This is a genomic window from Pseudorhodoferax sp. (genome assembly GCF_047601025.1).
Lineage (GTDB): Bacteria > Pseudomonadota > Gammaproteobacteria > Burkholderiales > Burkholderiaceae_C > Pseudorhodoferax.
Genome location: NZ_JASGJZ010000001.1, coordinates 1824147 through 1845586, shown reverse-complemented (window position 1 = coordinate 1845586; position 21440 = coordinate 1824147). Strand labels below are relative to the sequence as shown.

The 21440-nt window shown below is 73.7% G+C and carries 21 protein-coding genes; 9 read left to right on the top strand and 12 right to left on the bottom strand.

The genetic code is table 11. The annotated features are described in order from the left end of the window. Window positions 1-430 precede the first annotated feature (430 nt). Window positions 431-1162 (top strand): helix-turn-helix domain-containing protein, encoded by a 732-nt coding sequence (locus QM782_RS08645; protein ID WP_415202511.1) that lies wholly within the window; start codon window positions 431-433, stop codon window positions 1160-1162. Window positions 1163-1168: 6 nt separating this feature from the next. Here the strand turns inward: QM782_RS08645 and QM782_RS08640 are convergent, their stop codons facing one another. From QM782_RS08640 to QM782_RS08630, 3 genes are all read right to left on the bottom strand, one after another. Further along, the gene (locus tag QM782_RS08640; RefSeq protein ID WP_415202510.1) at window positions 1169-2437 is read right to left on the bottom strand and encodes an FIST N-terminal domain-containing protein; all 1269 of its coding nucleotides are present in this window, start codon (window positions 2435-2437) and stop codon (window positions 1169-1171) included. A gap of 63 nt (window positions 2438-2500) precedes the next feature. Beyond that, window positions 2501-3124 carry a PhaM family polyhydroxyalkanoate granule multifunctional regulatory protein gene (locus tag QM782_RS08635; RefSeq protein ID WP_415202509.1) on the bottom strand — a complete coding sequence of 208 codons (624 nt, stop codon included), beginning with the start codon at window positions 3122-3124 and terminating at the stop codon, window positions 2501-2503. Between the two features lie 40 nt (window positions 3125-3164). Further along, complete coding sequence (locus QM782_RS08630) at window positions 3165-4163, bottom strand: fumarylacetoacetate hydrolase family protein (protein ID WP_415202508.1); 999 nt, start codon at window positions 4161-4163, stop codon at window positions 3165-3167. 55 nt (window positions 4164-4218) lie between these two features. On the opposite strand from QM782_RS08630, the gene QM782_RS08625 reads away from it, so the two are divergent. The 4 genes from QM782_RS08625 to purU all read left to right on the top strand — a co-directional run bounded on the left by QM782_RS08625 (window position 4219) and on the right by purU (window position 7536). Next, complete coding sequence (locus tag QM782_RS08625) at window positions 4219-5376, top strand: DUF3108 domain-containing protein (protein ID WP_415202507.1); 1158 nt, start codon at window positions 4219-4221, stop codon at window positions 5374-5376. Between the two features lie 110 nt (window positions 5377-5486). Further along, window positions 5487-5819, top strand: coding sequence for a DUF3567 domain-containing protein (locus QM782_RS08620; RefSeq protein ID WP_415202506.1), 333 nt, complete (start codon window positions 5487-5489; stop codon window positions 5817-5819). 26 nt (window positions 5820-5845) lie between these two features. Next, a complete protein-coding gene (locus QM782_RS08615; protein ID WP_415202505.1) occupies window positions 5846-6652 on the top strand; it encodes a ChaN family lipoprotein in 807 nt (268 codons plus the stop codon). Window positions 6653-6681: 29 nt separating this feature from the next. Then, window positions 6682-7536, top strand: a complete 855-nt coding sequence (gene purU / locus QM782_RS08610) for a formyltetrahydrofolate deformylase (RefSeq protein WP_415202504.1) — start codon at window positions 6682-6684, stop codon at window positions 7534-7536. Here the strand turns inward: purU and asd are convergent. Further along, on the bottom strand, window positions 7529-8377 hold the full coding sequence (gene asd, locus QM782_RS08605; RefSeq protein WP_415202503.1) for an archaetidylserine decarboxylase: 849 nt from the start codon (window positions 8375-8377) through the stop codon (window positions 7529-7531). The two genes, purU and asd, sit on opposite strands and share 8 nt — an antisense overlap. Before the next feature lie 112 nt (window positions 8378-8489). Between asd and QM782_RS08600 the strand changes: the two genes are divergently transcribed. From QM782_RS08600 to QM782_RS08585, 4 genes are read left to right on the top strand one after another with little or no spacing between them, the layout of a single operon-like run. Next, complete coding sequence (locus QM782_RS08600) at window positions 8490-9959, top strand: FAD-linked oxidase C-terminal domain-containing protein (protein ID WP_415202502.1); 1470 nt, start codon at window positions 8490-8492, stop codon at window positions 9957-9959. 51 nt (window positions 9960-10010) lie between these two features. Further along, window positions 10011-11213 carry an ATP-binding protein gene (locus tag QM782_RS08595; RefSeq protein WP_415202501.1) on the top strand — a complete coding sequence of 401 codons (1203 nt, stop codon included), beginning with the start codon at window positions 10011-10013 and terminating at the stop codon, window positions 11211-11213. Then, complete coding sequence (locus tag QM782_RS08590; protein ID WP_415202500.1) at window positions 11210-11548, top strand: CidA/LrgA family protein; 339 nt, start codon at window positions 11210-11212, stop codon at window positions 11546-11548. Before QM782_RS08595 ends, QM782_RS08590 begins: the two co-directional genes overlap by 4 nt. 1 nt (window position 11549) lies before the next feature. Further along, window positions 11550-12275 (top strand): LrgB family protein, encoded by a 726-nt coding sequence (locus tag QM782_RS08585; RefSeq protein WP_415202499.1) that lies wholly within the window; start codon window positions 11550-11552, stop codon window positions 12273-12275. A gap of 4 nt (window positions 12276-12279) precedes the next feature. Here the strand turns inward: QM782_RS08585 and pyrF are convergent, their stop codons facing one another. The 8 genes from pyrF to QM782_RS08545 form a co-directional block, all read right to left on the bottom strand. Next, window positions 12280-13122 carry an orotidine-5'-phosphate decarboxylase gene (gene pyrF, locus QM782_RS08580; RefSeq protein WP_415202498.1) on the bottom strand — a complete coding sequence of 281 codons (843 nt, stop codon included), beginning with the start codon at window positions 13120-13122 and terminating at the stop codon, window positions 12280-12282. A gap of 11 nt (window positions 13123-13133) precedes the next feature. After that, the gene (locus QM782_RS08575) at window positions 13134-14201 is read right to left on the bottom strand and encodes a mechanosensitive ion channel family protein (protein WP_415202497.1); all 1068 of its coding nucleotides are present in this window, start codon (window positions 14199-14201) and stop codon (window positions 13134-13136) included. A gap of 298 nt (window positions 14202-14499) precedes the next feature. Then, a complete protein-coding gene (gene purT, locus QM782_RS08570; protein WP_415202496.1) occupies window positions 14500-15741 on the bottom strand; it encodes a formate-dependent phosphoribosylglycinamide formyltransferase in 1242 nt (413 codons plus the stop codon). Between the two features lie 35 nt (window positions 15742-15776). Continuing rightward, window positions 15777-16751, bottom strand: coding sequence for a Bug family tripartite tricarboxylate transporter substrate binding protein (locus QM782_RS08565; RefSeq protein WP_415202495.1), 975 nt, complete (start codon window positions 16749-16751; stop codon window positions 15777-15779). 55 nt (window positions 16752-16806) lie between these two features. After that, a complete protein-coding gene (locus tag QM782_RS08560) occupies window positions 16807-18000 on the bottom strand; it encodes a M20 aminoacylase family protein (protein WP_415202494.1) in 1194 nt (397 codons plus the stop codon). A gap of 49 nt (window positions 18001-18049) precedes the next feature. Continuing rightward, a complete protein-coding gene (locus QM782_RS08555) occupies window positions 18050-19024 on the bottom strand; it encodes a Bug family tripartite tricarboxylate transporter substrate binding protein (RefSeq protein ID WP_415202493.1) in 975 nt (324 codons plus the stop codon). Window positions 19025-19205: 181 nt separating this feature from the next. Continuing rightward, window positions 19206-20252, bottom strand: a complete 1047-nt coding sequence (locus QM782_RS08550; RefSeq protein ID WP_415202492.1) for a Bug family tripartite tricarboxylate transporter substrate binding protein — start codon at window positions 20250-20252, stop codon at window positions 19206-19208. Window positions 20253-20450: 198 nt separating this feature from the next. Further along, window positions 20451-21437, bottom strand: a complete 987-nt coding sequence (locus QM782_RS08545) for a tripartite tricarboxylate transporter substrate binding protein (RefSeq protein ID WP_415202491.1) — start codon at window positions 21435-21437, stop codon at window positions 20451-20453. Between the last annotated feature and the right edge of the window lie 3 nt (window positions 21438-21440).

Genomic DNA, 21440 nt, shown 5'->3' with positions numbered 1-21440 from the left:
TCGCCGGGCTGCCAGTGGTAGACGGCCGATCCCAGCGCCGTGGCCAGCAGGCCGGTGAAGAACAGCCGCGCCATCGGCAACCCGGCGCCGCGCAGCCGGTACAGGCCCCAGGCGCCGGCCACGGCGAAGCCCAGGTTGCTCAGCACGTCGCCCGCGTGCGGGATACCGAACCAGCGGCGCGCGTCGGCGAAGTCGTGCGGCGCCAGCGGCGGCACCACCGGCGGGCCGAGCAGGGCCAGCGCCGACAGCGCGAGCGCGGCCAGCAGCAGGCCGGCTTCGGCCGGCGTCAGGAAAGGGGCGGGGTGGGACATGCGGGACCTCGGGTGGGCAGTGGCGAGGCGCCGCACTGTGCCGGCCCAGCGGCCTGCCGGCATCGTCCAGCGGCACGGGTCTCCGTTTTCGCGCCTCCAGGTATCCATAATCGATACCCATGGGCACCACGGCCGACCTCGTCGCAGCGCTGAAGAAGGAACTCAAGGCCGCGCGCATGACGTATGCCGACCTGGCGCGCGCGCTCGGCATGGCCGAGTCCAGCGTCAAGCGCATGCTGGCCAGGGGCGACATGCCGCTGTCGCGGGTGGACGCGGTCTGCCGCGCCTTGAAGATCGACTTCGCCGACCTGGCGCGGCACGTGGCCGACGCCCGGCCGCTGCTGAACCAGCTGCGCGAGGACCAGGAGCGCGCCGTGGTCGCCGACAAGAAGCTGCTGCTGGTGGCCATCTGCGTGCTGAGCCAGTGGACGCTGGAGCAGATCGTCGCCGCCTACCGGCTGACCGAGGCCGAGTGCATCGGCCACCTGGCGCAGCTGGACCGCCTCGGCATCATCGAGCTGCGCCCGCTGAACCGCTACCGGCTCAAGCTGGCCAAGACCTTCCGCTGGCGGCCGCACGGGCCGGTCATGCATTTCTTCCGCGAGGACGCGCTGCTGGACTACTACGCCGGCGGCTTCGACGGCCCGGGCGAGGGCCTGCTGCTGGTGCACGGCTCGATCGGCCGCGAACTGGCGCCGGCCTTCGTGGAGCGGCTGCAGCGCGTCGCGCAGGACTTCGCGCAGCAGCACCTCGCGGACCAGAAGCTGCCCGCGTCCGCGCGCGAGGGCTACACGCTGCTGCTGGCGATGCGCAGCTGGGAGTTCGCGGCGTTCGCCGCGCTGCGCCGCTGAGCGCGGCTACGCCGGCGCCGTGAACACCGTCAGCACGCTGGTGTAGCCGTACAGGTGGTGGCGGGCGATCTCGCCGCCGGCGAAGAAGCCGACCAGCGGCACGTCGCCCAGCGCATGGCGCACGATCTGCAGCTCGGCGCTGGGACCGCCGAAATGCGGCCCGCCGCGGCCGGCGCAGCTGACGTAGACGGCGCCGGCCATGCGCCGCGCCGGATGCGGCGTGGAGACGCCGGCATGCGCCGACAGCGCGACCGCCTGCTCGACCGCCATCTCCTCGGGCTCCAGCTCCTCGCGGATCTCGGCGCAGATGCGCATCAGGTCGGCGCGCGCGGCGGCCGGATCGCGCTGGCAGAAGCTCAGCCGCGCGCCGACTTCCACCGGCTCGGCGATGGCCACGCCCTGGCGCGCCGGGTCGAGGCCGACGATGTGGCGCACGCGCACGTCGGGGCCGAAGCTGCCGGGCCGGCGCACGGCGTCGCTGCCCGGCGCGCCGGGCGCCGCGCGCAGCCCGGCCAGCGTGGCGCGCACGCGCGCCAGCGCGGCCTGCGGCTGCTCCAGCGTGACGCCCAGGTCCTGCAGCAGCAGCTGCAGCGCGGGCCGGCCGTCCAGCGCGGTCACCACGTTGCCCTCGGCCGCGGTCACGCTGCGCTCGGGCGCGACCGGCCGGCAGCCCTGGGTCACGCGCGAGACCAGCGCGACCTCCGGCGCGAAGGCCACGCCCGACAGGCCGCCGCGGAACACGCCGCGCGCAGCGCCCTGGCCGCGGATGTTGCCGTTGCCGCCGACGGCGAACTGCACCGTCGCGCCGCGGCTGGAGGCCAGGCCGCCGAACAGGTAGCCGGTGTCGGTGCGGCCGGCCATCTCGGCGATCAGCTCGGCCAGGTCCTGCGTGCCGGCGTCGGCATGCACCAGCGCGGTATGGGCCTGGAAGCCCAGGCCCAGCGGCGCCACGCCGGAGAACACGCGGTACTGGTGCGCCGGCACGCCCAGCAGCATCACGGCCAGGGCCGGCTCGTCGATGTACTCGACGTTGTTGGCGGCGATGCCCACGCCCACGGTGCCGGCCCAGTCGGTGACCTCGGGCAGCTCGGCGCCCAGGTGGTCCAGGATGTCCTGGGCCGCGTCGGCGTAGTGGTCGGTGATGTACAGCAGCGCCAGCGTCGGCGTGCCGGCGTAGTCCGGCAGCGCCATCTGCGCGCGCAGCTGCGCCAGCACCAGGCCGGCGGCCATGCGCCAGTGGGGGTGCGTGGCATGGCCGTAGGGGAAGAGTTTCATGCAGGCATCCTGCCACGCGGCGCCGCGGCCGGCGCCAAGGCCCCGGTGCGCGCCGGGGCTCGCTCAGCCGGCGCGCTTGCGCGCCGCCGTCTTGCGGGCGGGCTTGGCCGCGGCCTGGGGCTCGGCCGGCGGCGCCGACGGCTCCGGGGCGGGCTCGGCCCGGGCACGGGCCGTGGCCTCCTGCAGCGCCGAGGCGGCGATCTGCTGGAACTGCTGCGTCAGCGCGCCCCACCACTGCATCGCGTCGATCATGCCAGCGGCGGCCCGGGCCGGCCCGGCCTCGGCGCCATCCTCCTGCGCCTCGGCGGCCGGCGCGGGCGCCGGCGCTTCGGCACGGCGCCCGGCCGGCTTGGCCGCGGCGGCCGTGTCGGGCGGCGTGGTGAAGGCCTTGGCCACCTCCGCCATGCTGACGTTCATGTTCTGCAGCGTGGCCACCGTCATCTTCTGCACCTCCAGCGCCTGGATCGTGGCCTTGAGCGCCGCGGCGTTCTGGTCCAGCCAGAACTGCACCGCCTTGAGCTCGGTGATGCGCTTGTCCAGCTCCTCCACGCTCAGCGTCGGCGCGACCCAGCCGCCCAGCGTCGGCATCTGCGGAATGCTCTTGGCCGCGCCTTTCGCCAGGCTCTGCAGAAAGTCGAAGCCGGGCACGAATTTGCCGAAGCCGGCGGAAGATGCATCGTCGCTCATGGGTCTCCTCCTGGGTAGGGGTATTGAAGGGCCGGCCAGCTTACTGCAAAGGCGAGCCGTTCCGCACCGGTGCCGCGGCCGCGCCATCGGCGACCGGGACGACCTCCTGCTCGATCGCGCCGAACACGCTCTGGCCGTCGTGCGCCCTGGCCTCGATGTGCACGGTATCGCCCAGGCGCAGGAAGCCGGTGGCGGCCTGGCCGTCCCGCAGCGCCTCGATCGCGCGCTGGTCGGCCAGCGCATGGGCCCCGTGCGGCCAGCGCAGGCGCTCGCCGCCCTGCCGCTCGCCGGGGCTGCGCACCGTGCCGCCGCAGACGATGCTGCCGGCCGCCAGCGCGCGCGTGGCGCACAGCCGGGCGGCCAGCTCGCCGAAATGCCAGCGCATGCCGGCGGCGGTGTCGGCCAGGCCGAGGCGGCGGCCATTCCAGGCGGTGCGCAGGCTCAGGTGGACGCGGCCGTGGTCCCAGGCGTCGCCGAACTCGTCCGGGGTCGCCGCGACCGGGCCGAACGCGGCCAGCGGCAGGCGCTGCACGGGCGCCAGGCCCTCGGCATGCAGCCGCACCGCGTTGGACAGCAGCAGCAGGCGCACGCCGTCCAGCGCCTGCGCGGGGCTGGCGCGCAGCGGCAGGTCGGCCGTCACCACGGCCAGGCCGGCGCCGAAGTCCATCTGCCACGGCTCGGCGCCGCAGGGCAACGGGTCGCAGGGGCCGGCCAGGCCGTCGGCCGCCGCCAGCGCCAGGGCCGGATCGCCGGCCTCGTCCGGCCAGCCGCCGTGCCAGGCCTGGCCCCGCGCCAGCAGGCCGGTGCGCGGCAGCGGCGCCATGCACTGCCGCGGGTCGAACGGAAACGCGTGGCGGGCGCGGCCGGCGTTCAGCGCGTCGTACAGGTCCTGCAGCTGCGGCGCGATGAAGTTCCAGTCGTCCAGCAGCTGGCGCATGTGGCCGGCGATCTGGCTCGCGTAGTGGGCCGTGGACAGGTCGCGCGCGACCACGACCAGCTGGCCATCGCGCGAACCGTCCTTGTAGGTGGCAAGTTTCATGGGGGTGGCGGGGACTCGCCGGCGCTGCATCCGCACCGGGCGGAGAATGCGGGCCGTGCAAGCAGATCGCATGGCGGCCGGGGTGGTGCAGGATACAGGCAATCGGCGCGGGCCCGCGCTGCTCGGGCTGGGCCTGGCGGTGCTGCTGGCGCACCTGGTGGCGCTGCAGCAGCTGCCGGCGATGCTGGCGCCGCCGGATCCGGCGCGCACGCGCGCCTTCACGACGCGCAGCATCCTGCTGGCACCGCCGCCGCCGGCCACGGCACCGGCCGTGGCCCAGGCGCCGCTCCCGCCACCTGCCGCCCCCAAACGCCGGCCCCGGCCGGCGCCGCCACCAACCACGCCCGCCGCACCGGCCCAGGCACCCGCGCCGCCCGCCGATGCGCCCGGCCCCGCCGCGGCCGACCCGCCTGCAGCCGACCTGCCTGCGCAGGCCCCGGTCGCGGCCGAGGACGCCGCACCCGAAGCACCGCAGCCGGCGGCCTCGGCACCGGCCGCCGAAGCGGTACCGGCCGCCGGCGCCGCACCGGCCCCGCCACCGGCCGAGCCGACCCGCGCCGCGGCGGAGCCGCTGGCGATCCCGGGCTCCGTGCGGCTGAAGTACACGCTGACCGGCGAAGCCAGGCAGCAGACCTACCACGCGATGGGCGAGCTGCTGTGGCTGCAGGACGGCAGCACCTACGACGCGCGCCTGGAGTACAGCGCCTTCCTGATCGGCTCGCGCGTGCGCACCAGCAGCGGCCGGATCACCGCACACGGCCTAGAGCCCGCCCGCTTCTCCGACCAGTGGCGCCGGCGCGACCTGGTCGCGCAGTTCGAGCGCGACCAGGGCCGCGTCAGCTTCAGCGCCGGCACGCCCAGCGTGCCGCTGCTGCCGGACGCGCAGGACCAGCTCAGCGTGCTGCTGCAGCTGGCCAGCCGCATCGCCGGCGACCCGGCCCGCCACGCCGCCGGCACCAGCATCACGCTGCCGGTGGTCGGCCCGCGCGACGCCGACACCTGGACGTTCACGCTGCAGGGCGAGGAGCTGCTGTACCTGCCCTACGACCACGTCCAGGCCCTGAAGCTCACCCGCGACCCGCGGCGCGCCTCCGACCAGAAGGTCGAGGCCTGGCTGGCGCCCGCCCTGGGCTACATGCCGGTGCAGGTACGCATCACCCAGCCCAACGGGGACTTCGTGGAGCAGCAGCTGCGCTCCGTGAGCACCCCCTGACCGTGCATTTTTCGGCAGGTAGTCGCAGGACTACCACACACCGGGCTTGAAACCGGCCCGAAAGTTGCAACCTAGGGTGCAAGATAGCGCCAAACGGAAAGGGCCTCGACATGCACATGCTCTACGACTCCGATTCCTTCGTGGTGGTCCACATGGAACCGCACGCCGGCGACATCGACGTGCAGCTCAAGGAAGGCGGCGAACTGGTCGCCCGCGCCAGCGAGGGCCGGGCCCGCGACCCGTCCCACCCGGTGCTGGAGCGCCACGGCTTCGAGATCGTCGACAAGCGCTCCGGCAAGGAGGTCTACCTGGACGGCTCCTGGGCCGAGCTGTTCCAGCAGCAGATCGCCGCCTGGCGCGCCCACACGCCGACGCAGGAGGAAGTGGAAGACACGCTGGAGCGCTACGCCGAACTGGCGCAGACGCCGGTCCTCATGCATTGACCGCGCGGGCGGGCATGATCGGGCGCATGCCCGCGCCGACCCGCTCCTTCCCCGCCGCCCTGGCCGCCGTCCTGGCGGCCTTTCTGTTGGCCGCATGCGCCACCCCGCCGACGGACACCCGGCTGCAGGCCCTGCTGCCGGCCGACGCCATCCTGCTCGGCGAGCAGCACGACGCCGACGCGCACCACCGCATCGAGGCCGAAGTGGTGCGCCGGCTGGCCGCCCGCGGCCAATTGGCCGGCCTGGCGGTGGAGATGGCCGACGCCGGCCGGGGCACGGACGGCCTGCCGCCGCAGGCCGACGAGGCCGCCGTGCGCGCCGCCCTGGGCTGGAACGACGAAGCCTGGCCCTGGATGCGCTACGGCCCTGCGGTGATGGCGGCCGTGCAGGCCGGCGTGCCGGTGCGCGGCGCCAACCTGCCGCGCAGCGCGTTCGGCGCGGCGATGCGCGACGCGGCGCTGGACGCCCGGCTGCCGGCCGCCGCGCTCGCCGCCCAGCACGAGGCCATCCGCACCGGCCACTGCGACCTGCTGCCGCCCGCGCAGATCGCCCCGATGGCGCGCATCCAGATCGCGCGCGACCAGCGCATGGCCGGCACCGTGCAGGCGCTGGCCCGGCCGGGCCGGGTCGTGGTGCTGCTGGCCGGCAGCGGCCACGTGGACCGCCGGCTCGGCGTGCCGCGCCACCTGCCGCCGGGCCTGCAGGCCCGCGCGGTGCGCCTGCTGGCCGGCGACGCCGCCGAGCCGTCGCCGGCCTTCGACGCCGTCTGGACCACGCCGCCGCTGCCGCCGCAGGACCACTGCGCCGCGCTGCGCCAGCGCCTGCAGCGCTGACGCGGGCCCCCTGCGACAATCGCGCCCCTATGACGACGACCAGCGCCTCCTACGTCCTGACCCTGTCCTGCCCCGACCGCACCGGCATCGTGCACGCGGTCTCCGGCTTCCTGTTCGAACGCGGCGGCAACATCGAGGAAGCGGCGCAGTACAACGACCACGCGACCGGCCTGTTCTTCATGCGCGTGCGTTTCGCCTGCGGCATGCCGCGCGCGGAGCTGCAGGCCGAGCTGGCCCGGTTCGCCGAAGGCTTCCAGATGCGCTGGAGCCTGCACGCCACGGCCGAGCCGATGCGCACGGTGATCATGGTCAGCCGGGAGGGCCACTGCCTGAACGACCTGCTGTTCCGCTGGAAGAGCGGGCTGCTGCCGGTGGACATCCGCGCCATCGTCTCCAACCACCGCGACTTCTACCAGCTGGCCGCCAGCTACAACGTGCCGTTCCACCACATCCCGGTGACGGCCGCGACCAAGCCGCAGGCCGAGGCGCGCGCCTGCGAGGTCATCGAGGGCGAGGGCGCCGAGCTGGTGGTGCTGGCGCGCTACATGCAGATCCTGTCGGACGAGCTGTGCCGCAAGCTGGCCGGCCGCGCGATCAACATCCACCACTCCTTCCTGCCCAGCTTCAAGGGCGCCAAGCCCTACTACCAGGCGCACGACCGCGGCGTGAAGCTGATCGGCGCGACCGCCCACTACGTGACGGCCGACCTGGACGAAGGCCCCATCATCGAGCAGGACGTGGCCCGCGTGGACCACGCCGCCACCGTGGAAGACCTGACCGCCATGGGCCGCGACACCGAGAGCCAGGTGCTGGCCCGCGCCGTCAAGTGGCACGGCGAGCACCGCGTGCTGCTGAACGGCCACAAGACCGTGATCTTCAGGTAGCCCAGTCGGCCATCCGCTCGCCCATGCGGATCGCGCGGCCCGGCGCCCAGCCGGGAGCGAAGCGCAGCGGCCCCTGCGGGAACAGCAGCACCACCGTGGAGCCGAGCAGGAAGCGCCCCATCTCCTCGCCCTGGCGCAGCGCGACCTGGCCTTCGGCATAGTCCCAGCGGCGCAGCCGGCCGGTGCGCTGCGGGTTGACCACGCCGTGCCACGCCGTCGCCATGCTGCCCACGATGGTCGCGCCGACCAGCGCCAGCACCATGGGGCCGTGCGCGGTGTCGAACAGGCAGACCACGCGCTCGTTGCGCGCGAACAGCCCGGGCACGCCGCGCGCCGTCGTCGGGTTCACCGAGAACAGCGCGCCCGGCACGTAGACCATGCGCGCCAGGCGCCCGTCGCAGGGCATGTGGATGCGGTGGTAGTCGCGCGGGCTCAGGTACAGCGTGGCGAAGCTGCCGTGGCGGAACCGCGCGGCCAGCACCGCGTCGCCGCCGACCAGCGCCTCGGCCGAATAGCGGTGGCCCTTGGCCTGCAGGATGCGGCCGTCCTCGATCGCGCCGAACTGGCTGATCGCGCCGTCCACCGGGCAGACCAGGTCGGCGTCGGCCAGCGGGCGGGCGCCGTCCCTCAGCGCGCGCGTGAAGAAGTCGTTGAAGCTGGCATAGGCCGCGATGTCGGGCTCGGCGGCCTCGGCCATGTCCACGCCGTAGCGGCGCACGAACCGGCGGATCAGCGCCGTGGTGCGCGCGCCGCGCCGCGCCGAGGCGACGCGGCCGGCCAGGTGCGTCAGGGCCCGCTTGGGCAACAGGTACTGCGGCAGGACGGCGAGGCGGTCGGACACGTGGCGGAGGCGGCGGGGCGGCGTGGAAGGCGTTTCAGTGTAGCCGCCGGTCCCGCGCCCGCTGCGCCGCCCGCGGGCTGGCTTACAGTCGATCGCCCACGAAGGAACGCCCATGGCCGACACCGCCCCGCCCCCCGACGACGTCCTGGCCGCGCTGCGCCGCGTGCTGCCGCCGCACGCGCTGCTGTCCCGGCCCGAGGACACCGTGCCCTACGAATGCGACGGCCTCACCGCCTACCGCCAGCGCCCGATGGCCGTGGCCCTGCCCGAGACCTACGAGCAGGTGCAGGCGGTGCTGCAGGCCTGCCACGCGCTGGGCGTGCCGGTGGTCGCCCGCGGCGCCGGCACCGGCCTGTCGGGCGGCGCGATGCCGCACGCGCAGGGCGTCACGCTGGCCATGGCCAAGTTCAACCGGATCCTGCAGCTCGACCCGCGCAGCCGCACGGCCGTGGTCCAGTGCGGCGTGCGCAACCTGGCCATCAGCGAGGCCGCGGCGCCGCACGGGCTGTACTACGCGCCGGACCCGTCCAGCCAGATCGCCTGCACGATCGGCGGCAACGTGGCCGAGAACTCGGGCGGCGTGCACTGCCTGAAGTACGGCCTGACCGTCCACAACGTGCTGCAGATCCGCGGCTTCACGGCCGACGGCGAGCCGGTGGTGTTCGGCAGCCAGGCGCTGGACGCGCCGGGCCTGGACCTGCTGGCGCTGGCCATCGGCTCCGAAGGCATGCTGGCCGTGGCCACCGAGGTGACGGTCAGGCTGGTGCCCCGGCCGCAGCTGGCGCGCTGCATCATGGCCAGCTTCGACGACATCCGCCGGGCCGGCGATGCGGTCGCCGCCGTGATCGCGGCCGGCATCATCCCGGCCGGGCTGGAGATGATGGACAAGCCGATGACGGCCGCCGTCGAGGATTTCGTGCACGCCGGCTACGACCTCGCGGCCGAGGCCATCCTGCTGTGCGAGAGCGACGGCACGCCCGAGGAGGTCGAGGAGGAGATCGGCCGCATGAGCGAGGTGCTGCGCGCGCACGGCGCCACGGCAATCGCGGTCAGCCGGGACGAGGCCGAGCGGCTGCGCTTCTGGAGCGGGCGCAAGAACGCCTTCCCGGCCAGCGGCCGCATCAGCCCCGACTACATGTGCATGGACTCGACCATCCCGCGCAAGCGCCTGGCCGACATCCTGCTCGCCATCGCCGGGATGGAGAAGAAGTACGGCCTGCGCTGCGCCAACGTGTTCCACGCCGGCGACGGCAACCTGCACCCGCTGATCCTGTTCGACGCCAACGACCCGGACCAGCTGCACCGCTGCGAGCAGTTCGGCGCCGACATCCTGGAGACCAGCGTGGCCATGGGCGGCACCGTGACCGGCGAGCACGGCGTGGGCGTGGAGAAGCTCAACAGCATGTGCGTGCAGTTCTCGGCCGAGGAGAACGCGCAGATGTTCGGCATCAAGGCCGCCTTCGACCCCCGCGGCCTGCTGAACCCGGGCAAGGTGATCCCCACGCTGCACCGCTGCGCCGAGTACGGGAAGATGCTGGTGCGTGGCGGGCAGATGCGGCATCCGGACCTGCCGCGTTTCTGATTGCTCAATGCATTGCGTTAAATTACTCGCTCCACTGAGTAGTTTTTCGCAATGCCGCTCCAGATCCAGCGCGCCGCGCTGGCGCCCTTCGTCGCGCGACTGCGCGAGCCGCGCCGCTTCCTGCAGGTGCTGGCCGGCCCGCGCCAGGTCGGCAAGACCACGCTGGCGCAGCAGGCGCTGGCGCAGCTCGCGGACGACCGCCTGGCCCGGCACAGCGCCAGCGCCGACAGCCCCGGCCTGCAGGGCGCGAGCTGGCTGGCCGCGCAATGGGAGACCGCGCGCGCCCTGGCCGCGCAGGCCGGCGCCTGCGTGCTGGTGCTCGACGAGGTGCAGAAGCTGCCCGGCTGGACCGAGGAGGTCAAGCGCCTGTGGGACGAGGACAGCGCCGCCGGCCGCGACGTGCGCGCCGTGGTGCTGGGCTCGGCGCCGCTGCTGATCGCGCGCGGGCTGACCGAAAGCATGGCCGGCCGCTTCGAGATCACGCGCCTGGGCCACTGGCGCTTCACCGAGATGCGCGAGGCCTTCGACTTCACGCTGGAGCAGTACATCTTCCACGGCGGCTATCCCGGCGCCGCGCCGCTGGTGCATGACGAGCAGCGCTGGGCCGCCTACGTGCGCGACGCGCTGATCGAGACCGCGATCAGCAAGGACGTGCTGCTGATGGCGCCGATCCACAAGCCCGCGCTGCTGCGCCGCCTGTTCGACCTGGCCTGCCGCTACAGCGGCCAGATGCTGAGCTACCAGAAGATGATGGGCCAACTGGCCGAAGCCGGCAACACCACCACGCTGGCGCACTACCTGCAGGTGCTGGAAGGCGCGGGCATGGTCTGCGGCCTGCAGAAGTACGCCGGCCAGGCGCTGCGCCAGCGCGCCTCCAGTCCCAAGCTGCAGGTCTGCAACACCGCGCTGATGGGCGCGCTGGCCGTGGCCGAGGGCTATGGCTTCGCACAGGTGCGGGCTTCGGCCGACCTGTGGGGCCGGATGGTCGAAAGTGCCGTCGGCGCCGAGCTGCTGGCGCGCAGACTGGCCCACAGCAGCACCCAGCCCGCGCTGTACTACTGGCACGAGGCCGGCCGCGAGGTCGACTACGTGCTGCCGGACGGCCAGGCCCTGTTCGCGCTGGCGGTCGAGAGCGGCCGCCAGCGCGGCAATGTCTCCGGCCTCGACGCGTTCCGCGCCCGCTACCCTCAGGCCCGGCCGCTGATCGTGGGAACGGGCGGCCTGCCGCTGCACGACTGGTTCGCCCGGCCATGAACGCCCTGCGCGGACTCACCTGGCTGCTGGCCCTGCAATCGCTGGGCGAACTGCTGGCGCGCGGCCTGCAGCTGCCGTTCCCCGGGCCCGTGGTCGGCATGGTGCTGCTGCTGGTCGCGCTGCGCTGGGCGCCGGTGCGCACGCCGGTGGCGGCCTGCGCGGACTTCCTGCTGTCGCACCTGTCGCTGCTGTTCGTGCCGGTCGGCGTGGGCGTCATCACGCACCTCGGCCTGCTGGCCGACTACGGCCTGCGCATGCTGGCCGTGGTCGTGCTGTCGACCTGGGTCGGCATCGTCGTCACGGTGCTGGTGCTGCGCCCGCGCAGGAAGGACTGACATGGCGCAGTTCGTCGAGCTCTGGGTCTACCTGTCGGCCACGCCGCTGTTCGGGCTGACCGCCACGCTGGTGGTCTACGTGCTGGCGCAGGCCGCCTACGGGCGGCTGCACCATGCGCCCTGGGCCAACCCGGTGCTGTGGAGCGTGCTGGCGATCGCCGGCGGGCTGCTGGCCACCGGCCTGCCCTACCAGACCTATTTCTCGGGCGCGCAGTTCATCCACTTCCTGCTGGGGCCGGCCGTCGTCGCGCTGGGCTGGCCACTGTGGCAGCGCCGCGCCGAGCTGCGCGCGCGCTGGGCCCGGCTGCTGCTGGCCGCGCTGGCCGGCGGCGCCGCGGCCTGCGCCACGGCCGTGCTGCTGGGCCGCGCGCTGGGCCTGCCGGAGCCGGTGGTGCTGTCGCTGGCGCCCAAGTCGGTCACGGCGCCGGTGGCCATGGGCGTGGCCGAGGCCATCGGCGGCATCCCGGCGCTGGCGGCCGTGTTCGCGGTGCTAACCGGCCTCGTCGGCGCGCTCAGCGGCAAGTACCTGTTCGACCTGCTGCGCATCGCGCGCGACCCGGCCGGCTGGCGCGCCCGCGGCTTCGCGCTCGGCACGGCCGCGCACGGCATCGGCGCGGCGCGCGCGCTGCAGGTCGACGCGGACGCCGGCGCCTACGCCGGCCTGGCGCTCGGCATGCAGGTGGTGCTGTCCTCGCTGCTGATGCCGCTGGCGTTCCGCTGGATGTAGTAGCTCAGAGGCCGCGCGCGCCCTGCAGCAGCGCGCGCGTGCGCTCGGCCTCGGCCCGCGCGGCCTGCGCGAAGTCCTCGCCCGGCGAGGCATACAGGATCGCGCGCGAGGAGCTGACGACCACCGGCCCGCGCGTGCCCTGCGTGTCGCCGCGCCAGGCCGCGCGCACGGTCGCCACCGCGTCGCCGCCCTGCGCGCCGATGCCGGGGATCAGCAGCGGCAGCGTGGGCGCCAGCTGGCGCACGCGCTCCAGCTCGGCCGGGTAGGTCGCGCCGACCACCAGGCCCAGCTGGCCGTTGCGGTTCCACGGGCCCTGCGCCATCCGCGCGATGTGCTCGTACAGCAGCGGCTGGCCGTCCACCGCCGCGAGGCGCTGGTTCTGCAGGTCGTCGCCGCCGGGATTGGAGGTGCGGCACAGCAGGAAGGCGCCCTTGCCCTGGTGGCGCAGGTAGGGCTCGAACGAGTCGAAGCCCATGAACGGCGACAGCGTGACGGCATCGGCGCCGTAGCGCTCGAAGGCCTCCCGCGCGTACTGCTCGGCGGTGGAGCCGATGTCGCCGCGCTTGGCGTCCAGGATCACCGGCACGTGCGGCGCCTGCGCGCGGATGTGGGCGATCAGCCGCTCCAGCTGCGCCTCGGCGCGGTGCGCGGCGAAGTAGGCGATCTGCGGCTTGAAGGCGATCGCCAGGTCGGCCGTCGCGTCGACGATGGCGGCGCAGAAGTCGTAGATGCGGCCGGCATCGCCGCGCAGCTGCGCCGGAAAGCGGGCCGGGTCCGGGTCCAGCCCCACGCACAGCAGCGAACCGTTGCGCCGCTCCGCGCCCTGCAGCATGTCGAGGAAGTTCATGGGCGGCGATTCTAAGAATGCGCCGCGGCGCCGGCCTCCGCGTGCGGGCCGCGCAGCTCCGCGCGCGTGACCGGCAGGCACTTGGGGTACTCGCGCGCGATGAAGGCGATCAGCCCTTCGCGCAGGAAGCAGCGCAGGTCCCAGGCCTTGCCCGAGTCGGCCGCCGTGGCCAGCAGGCGCAGTTGCATGCCGCGCTCGCCGGCCTCCACCACCTGCAGCTTGCACAGCCGGCCGTCCCATTCGGGGCAGGCCTCGCACAGGCGCCGGGCCTCGGCGCGCAGCGGCTCCAGCGGCAGCCGGTAGTCCACCCACAGGAACACGGTGCCGATGAGCTCGGCGTTCTTGCGCGTCCAGTTCTGGAACGGGTTCTCGATGAACCACTGCAGCGGGATCACCAGCCGGCGCTGGTCCCAGATCGCCAGCACCACGTAGGTGCCGGTGATCTCTTCCACGCGGCCCCATTCGCCCTGCACGATCAGCACGTCGTCGATCCGGATCGGCTGCGCCAGCGCGATCTGCAGGCCCGCGATCAGGTTGCCGAACACCGGCTTGGCGGCGATGCCGGCGACCAGGCCGACCACGCCGGCCGAGGCCAGCAGGCTGGCGCCGAACTGGCGCGCGCCCGGGAACGTCATCAGCATCAGCGCCAGGCCGGCCAGGCCGACGATGAACATCACCGTGCGCGACAGCACGCGCGCCTGGGTGTGGATGCGGCGCGCGTTCAGGTTGTCGGCCGCGGTCAGCGGGTGCTGGTCGATCACGCCCTGGGCCACGCCGGCCACCGCGCGCAGGCCGGTCGCGGTCAGCGCGGCCAGCAGCAACAGGCCGTTGACGTGGCGCAGGCCGGCGATCCAGGGCGTGGCGTCGGGCGCGCTCTGCCAGACCAGCTGCAGCCCCACCAGCGGCAGCAGCCAGCGCGTGGGCGAGCGCACGAAGCGCACGACGGTGGCGGCCACCGGCATGCCGCGCGTCACGCGGATCAGCAGGGCGCGGCCGGCGCGGTGCACCAGCAAAGCGCAGACCACGACCAGCGCCGCGGCCACGGCCAGGCGCAGGACCGAGACGTCGGCCCAGGCCATCAAGGCATTCCATCGGGTTCCCATGCGGGCATGCTAGCGGCGCCCGCCATGTGCCCGCGCCCGGCGCGGGATCGGGATGGCCGGTCAGAAGGGGTGAATCGACCGGCCGCGCCCACGACGGGGTGGGGCGGGCCGCGGGCCGCCGCCCCGGCGCATGCCAGGGCGAGGACGGCAACGCCCGCCTGCGGTCCGGCGGGCCCGGCCTCGCAGCGCGGGGTGGCCCGGGAAGCGGCGATGGTGCAGGAAGCAGCAGGTGGCCATCGGGCCCCGCGTGGGTGCGGGCGGTCCGTGCACCCCTTCAGGCCGCGCGCGGCCGGACCAGCGCCGCCGCGCGCCGGGCGTTCGCGCGCGCCTGCTCGACGTCGGCGTCGCGCGCCAGCAGCACGCCCATGCGGCGCTTGGCGAAGCTCTCGGGCTTGCCGAACAGGCGGATCTCGGTGCCGGGCACGCGCAGCGCCTCGTCCACCCCGTCGAAGACGATGCCGGCCGCATCCACGCCGCCGTAGACCACGGCGCTGGCGCCGGGCGTCTTCAGGCCGGTGTCCACCGGCAGGCCGAGGATGGCGCGCGCATGCAGCTCGAACTCGTTCTGCCACTGCGTGGCCATGGTCACCATGCCGGTGTCGTGCGGGCGCGGGCTGACCTCGCTGAACCAGACGTGGTCGCCCTTGACGAACAGCTCCACGCCGAACAGGCCGCAGCCGGCAGGCTGGCCATCCGGGCCGCGGCCCAGGTCGTCGGTCACGGCCTTGGCGATGGCGCGGGCCCGCTCCAGCGCGGCCGGTCGCATGGGATGGGGCTGCCAGCTCTCCACGTAGTCGCCGCCGACCTGCAGGTGGCCGATCGGCGCGCAGAACTGCGTCTGCACGCTGCCGTCCGCGGCGCGGGCGCGCACCGTCAGCAGCGTGATCTCGTAGTCGAAGTCGATGAAGCCCTCGACGATCACGCGGCCATGGCTCACGCGGCCGCCGGCCATCGCGTCGTCCCAGGCCCGGCGCACGCCGGCCGGGCCGTCGACCTTGCTCTGGCCCTTGCCGGAGCTGCTCATGACGGGCTTGACGATGCAGGGGTAGCCCACGCCCGGCGCGCCGTCCCGGCCGTCGATCGCGGCCTGCAGTTCCTCGGGCGAGTCGCAGAAGCGGTACGGGCTGGTCGGCAGGCCCAGCGTCTCGGCCGCCAGGCGGCGGATGCCCTCGCGGTCCATGGTCAGCCGCGCGGCGCGGGCCGTGGGCACCACGCGCACCTGGCCGGCGGCTTCCAGCTCCTGCAGCGCCGGGGTGGCGATGGCCTCGATCTCGGGCACGACCCAGTGCGGCCGCTCCTGCGCGATCAGCGCCTTCAGCGGGACGGGGTCGCTCATCGCGATGGTGTGGGCGCGGTGCGCGACCTGGTGGCCGGGCGCGCCGGCGTAGCGGTCCACCGCGATGGTCTCCACGCCCAGGCGCTGCAGCGCGATCAGCACCTCCTTGCCGAGTTCGCCGGCGCCCAGCAGCATCACGCGCGTGGCGCCGGGCGAAAGAGGTGTGCCGAGGGTGGTCATGGTCGATCGTCGGAAGGGAAAAGGGAGGGAGGGCGTCAGTCCAGGCGCGCGCCGGAGGCCTTGACGGCCTGCGCCCAGCGCGGCATCTCGGCCGCGAGGAACCTGGCGAAGTCCGCGCTGCCGAGGAAGGCCGGATCCGCGCCCTGCGCGACCATGCGGCTGCGCAGCTCGGGGTTGTTCATCACCTGGCCGAAGGCGTCGCTCAGCCTGGCGGTGATGTCGGCCGGCAGCCCGGCCGGCGCCAGGAAGCCGTAGAAGCCCACGACCTCGAAGCCCTTGAGCCCGGACTCGATCACCGTGGGCACGTCCGGCAGCGCCGGGTTGCGCTCGCGGCTGGTGACGGCCAGCGCGCGCACCTTGCCCTGCTTGTGGTAGCTGGCCGCCTGCGGGATCGACTCGGCCATGAACTGCACCTGGCCGGCCATCAGGTCGGTGAAGGCCGGCGCGCTGCCGCGGTACGGGATGTGGACCATGAACAGCCCGGCCGCGTTCTTGAACATCTCGGGCACCAGGTGGCTGATGCCGCCGTTGCCGGCCGAGCCGTAGTTCAGCTGGCCCGGCCGCTCCTTGGCATAGGCCGTGAACTCCTGCAGCGTGCGCACCGGCAGCTTGGGCGTGACCAGCAGCGCCAGCGGCTGCATGGCCGTGCGCGCGATCGGCGTGAAGTCGCGCAGCGTGGCGTAGGGCAGCTTGCCGTACAGCGCCGGGTTGATGACCATCACGCCGGTGTTGGCCAGCATCAGCGTGTAGCCGTCGGCCGGCGCCTTCATCACCTCCTGCGCGCCCACGGTGCCGCCGGCGCCGGACTTGTAGTCGATCACGATCGGCTGGCCCAGCACGGCCTGCAGCTTGTCGGACAGCAGGCGCGCATGCTGGTCCAGCGGGCCGCCGGCCGGAAAGCCGATGACCAGGCGGATGGGCTTCTCCGGAAACGCGGCCTGCGCCATCTGCGGCAGGTGCGCCAGGGCCAGCAGCGCGCAGGCGGCGATGCGCCGCAGTGTCTTGTGCATGGGGGGTCTCCTCGGGTGGATCGGGACGGCGATCATAGGGGCCCGCCCCGGCGTCTCAGGCGAACCAGCGCTGCACCAGCCGCACGAAGTAGCTCGCACCCATCGGCAGCAGCGCGTCGTTGAAGTCGTAGCTGGGGTTGTGCACCAGGCAGGGGCCGTCGCCGTGGCCGGGCAGGCGGTGCTCGCCGTCGCCGTTGCCGATGAAGGCGTAGCAGCCGGGCACCTGCTCCAGCATGAAGGAGAAGTCCTCGGCCGCCATGATCGGCACCTGGGGCACGACGTTCTGCGCGCCGAACACCTCCTCGGCCACGCGGCGCGCGAATGCGCTCTCGGCCGCGTGGTTCACGGTGGAGGGGTAGTTGCGGCGGAACTCGACGTCCACCTGCGCGCCGAACACCGCGCCGGTGTGCAGCGCGATCTCGCGCATGCGGCGCTCGATCAGGTCCAGCGTCTCGGCCGTGTAGGCGCGCACCGAGCCCTGCATCTCGCAGTGGTCCGGGATCACGTTGGGCACGTCGCCGGCGCGCAGCATCGTGACCGAGACCACCGCCGTCTCCAGCGGCTTCTTGTTGCGGCTGACGATGGTCTGCAGGGCCTGCAGGATCGCGCCGGCCACCGGGATCGGATCGACCGCCAGGTGCGGCATGGCCGCATGGCCGCCCTTGCCGCGCACCGTCAGCCGGAACTCGTTGTTCGAGGCCAGCACCGGCCCCGGCGAGATGGCGAGCTGGCCGACCGGGATGCCCGGCATGTTGTGCATGCCGAACACGGCCTCGCAGGGGAATTTCTCGAACAGCCCGTCCTGCATCATCACGCGCGCGCCGCCGCCGTGCTCCTCGGCCGGCTGGAAGATCAGGTGCACGGTGCCGTCGAAGCCGCCGGCGTCGCGCAGCCGCGCGAGCTGCTGCGCCGCGCCCAGCAGCATCGTGGTGTGGCCGTCGTGGCCGCAGGCGTGCATCTTGCCGGCGTGGCGGCTGGCGTGCGCGAAGCGGTTGTGCTCGGCCATCGGCAGCGCATCCATGTCGGCGCGCAGGCCGATCGCGCGCGGCGAGCTGCCGCAGCGCACGGTGCCGACCACGCCGGTGCGGCCCAGGCCGCGGTGGACCGGGATGTTCCAGCGCACCAGCAGCTCGGCCACGCGGTCGGCGGTGCGCGTCTCCTCGAAGGCCAGTTCGGGGTGGGCGTGGAGGTCGCGGCGCACGGCCTGCAGCGCGGCGTGCTCGGCGACGATGTCGTCGATCAGGTTCATGCGGTGGTCCAGGGCTCGGAGGGGACTGGGGCGGGGGCGGGCGCGCGGCTCAATTCGCCTGGATGCCGAGCTTTTGCAGCAGCGGCGTCCACAGCTGGCGGTCTTGCGCGATGCGCTGGGCGAAGGCGGCCGCGCTGTCGTGCCAGACGATGGAGCCGTGGGCGGCGATGGCTTGCTGCATGGCGGGGTCCTGCAGCGCCGCGCCGATGGCGCGGTTCAGCTGCGCGACGACCTCGGCCGGCACGCCGGTGCGGGCCACCACGCCCAGCCACACGGCGCCCTCGAAGCCGGGGTGGCCGCGGCTGGCCAGCGTGGGCGCGGCGCGGAACGCCGGGCTGTCCACCGCGGGGCTGACGGCCAGCACGCGCAGCCGGCCGTCCAGCACCATCGGCTCCAGCAGCGAGGTCGCGGCGAAGTAGATCTGCGTGTCGCCACCCGCGACCGAGGTCAGCGCGTCCGGCCCGGTCTTGAACGGCACGTGCACGATGTCGGCGCCGGTCTGGCTCTTGAGCAGCTCGAACAGCACGTGCGGCGGGCTGCCGTTGGAGGACGAGGCGTAGTTCAGCGTGCCCGGCTTCGCCTTGGCCAGCGCGACGAGGTCTTCCAGCGTCGCGGCCGGCAGCCTGGCGTTGACGGCCAGCGCCATCGGGATCACGGCCACGGGGCTGACCGGCTGCAGGTCGGCCACGGGGTCGTAGCTGAGCCGGGGGAACACGTAGGGGTTCCACACCGCGTGCGCATTCGTGATCAGCGCCAGCACGTGGCCGTCGGCCGGCGCGGCCTTGAGCGCCTGCATGGCGACCATGCCGCCGGCGCCGGGCCGGTTGTCCACGACGACGGCCTGGCCCAGCGACTGGCGCAGCCGGTCGGCCAGCGGGCGGGCGAACAGGTCCGGCAGGCTGCCGGCGCCGCCGTTGACGATGAGGGTGATCGGCTTGTTCGGAAAGGCCTCGGCCGCGGCCGCCGGGCCCGCCAGCCAGGCGAGCACGGGCAGCAGCAACGCGAGACGGCGGATGCGCAGCATGGTGAAGATCCTCGGAGAGACGCAGGAGCCGCGGGTGCGGCGGGCGTGGGGCCGCGACCCGGTCTGGCGCGGGCCTGGGCGGCGAGTCTGCCACAGGGCCCGGGTCTGCTCCGCTGCGCTGCCTCGCAGCGTCGGCACCCGGGCCGCCGCCGCGCACCAGCGCTGGCGGCGGCGGGCGCGGTCACTGCGGCTTGAACCCGATCGCGTCGAAGAATTCCTTCAGGTTCTTCGTCTCGACCTCCAGCTCCCTGGCGAAGATCTGCGGATCGGACTGCGGCGTCAGCCCCCCGATCTGTGCCTCGATGGTCGGCCGGAAGTCCGGCGCGAACGCGACGGTCTGCATGTCGCGGCTGAGCTTGTCGATGACCGCCTGCGGCGTGCCCCTGGGCGCGAACACCCCCGTCCAGGATCCCGGCAGGAACCCCTTGTAGCCCGCTTCACGGATCGTCGGGACCGCCGGCAGCTCGGCATAGCGCTCGTCCGAGAGCACCACGAGCGGATGGAGCTGGCCGTTGTCGATGAACTGCTTGATGGCCGTCGTCGGATAGAGCGCGTACTGGACTTCGTCGCGCTGCAACGCCACCAGGTACTGGGCCAGTCCGGCGTAGTCGACCGCCGTGTAGGAGATGCCGAGCCCGCGCGAGCTGATCGCGCCCGCGACGCCCACGGTCGAGCCCGTCCCGGTGCTGCCGAAGAACATGCCGCCCGGACGGACCTTGCTCAAGGCGATGAACTCCTGGATGTCCTTCGCCTTGGACCGCATCTCGGCGTTGGTGACGAGCACGATCTTGTAGTTCATCACCTTGCGGACCGGGACGAGCACTTCCTGCGGATCGAACTTGATGCTCGCCGAGGTCAGCTTGCCCATGGCCGTGGACGGGCTTCCGAAGAGCAGGGTGTGTCCGTCCGGCGTCGACCGCGCCACCGCCTCGGCACCCACGAGCCCGCCGGCGCCAGGCCGGTTCTCGATGATGATGGGCTGTCCCCACATCACCTGCAGGCGCTGGGCAGCAGCGCGCATCCAGATCTCGCCCGGCGTGCCCGGCGTGAATGGAACGATGATCCGGACGGGACGGCTCGGGAAGTCGGCCGCCGCGCTCGGCGCGGCAGCGGTCAGCGCCGCCGCGGCGATCCACGCACCGGCGAAGAGGCGGCCGGCCAGGCGCCTGCGCGCCGCGTCGGGCGCCGTACGTCGAATCCGGGCGCAATGGTCTGGGGTGCGTTCCAACGGTTGTCTCCTGGTGTGCCTTCTGTACGGCGCATTCTGGGCCCCGCCGGCCCGGACGCGATTCGGAAATCCTGAAACCTGCGTTCACCGTCGATGAACCGGGCGCGCACCCTGCGCCGCCCACCGGACCGGAAGGCAGCAGCGCCGCAGACCAAGGCGCCGAGGACGCGAAGATGGACGCGCGGGCGGCGCCGGGCGTCAGTCCGCCGTCGCCCCCGAGGCCTTCACCGCCGCGCCCCACTTCGCGATCTCGTCGGCGACGAAGCGGTCGAACGCCGGGCCCGTGGTCGGCGCCGGCTCGGAGCCGCGGTCGCGGATGAACTTGGCCATCTCGTCGTCGCGCAGGATGGCCACCACCTCCTGGTTCAGCCGGGCCAGGATCTCCGGCGGCGTGCCGCGCGGCGCCATCAGGCCGAGCCAGCCGACGGCCTCGAAGTCCTGCAGGCCGGGCACGCCGCTCTCGCGCACGGTGGGCACGTCCGGCAGCTGGCTGGAGCGCGTGGCCGAGGTCACGGCCAGCGCCACGGCGCGGCCGGCCTGGATGTTGGGCAGCGCAGCCGTCACCGAATCGACCATCAGCGGCAGCTGGTTGCCCAGGAAGTCGGCCTGCGCCGGCCCGCTGCCGCGGTACGGGATGTGGGTGACGAACACGCCGGCCCGGGCCTTGAACATCTCGCCGGCCAGGTGCTGTGTGCCGCCGATGCCGGCGCTGGCGTAGTTCAGCCGGCCGGGCGCGGCCTTGGCCTGCCGCACCAGCTGCGCCATCGAGGCGATGCCGGACTGCGGCGTGGCCAGGAACACCAGCGGCACCTTGGCGATCAGCGAGATGCCGGCCAGGTCCTTCCGCGGGTCGTAGGAAAGCTTGCGGTACAGCGTCTGGTTGACCGCCATGGCGCTGCCGGCCACCAGCAGCGTGGTGCCGTCCGGCGCGGCGCGCGCCACCAGCTCGGTGCCGATGTTGCTGCCGGCGCCGGCCTTGTTCTCCACGACGACCGGCTGGCCCAGGCGCTGCGACAGCCGCTCGGCCAGCGCCCGCGCGAAGATGTCGGTGGCCTGCCCGGGCGGGAACGGCACCACCAGGCGGACCGGCCTGTCGGGCCAGGCGGCCCGCGCCGGCAGCGCCAGCGCGGCGAGCGACAGGCCGGCGCAGGACAGCAGGCGGCGGCGCGGCAGGGCGATGCGCATGGC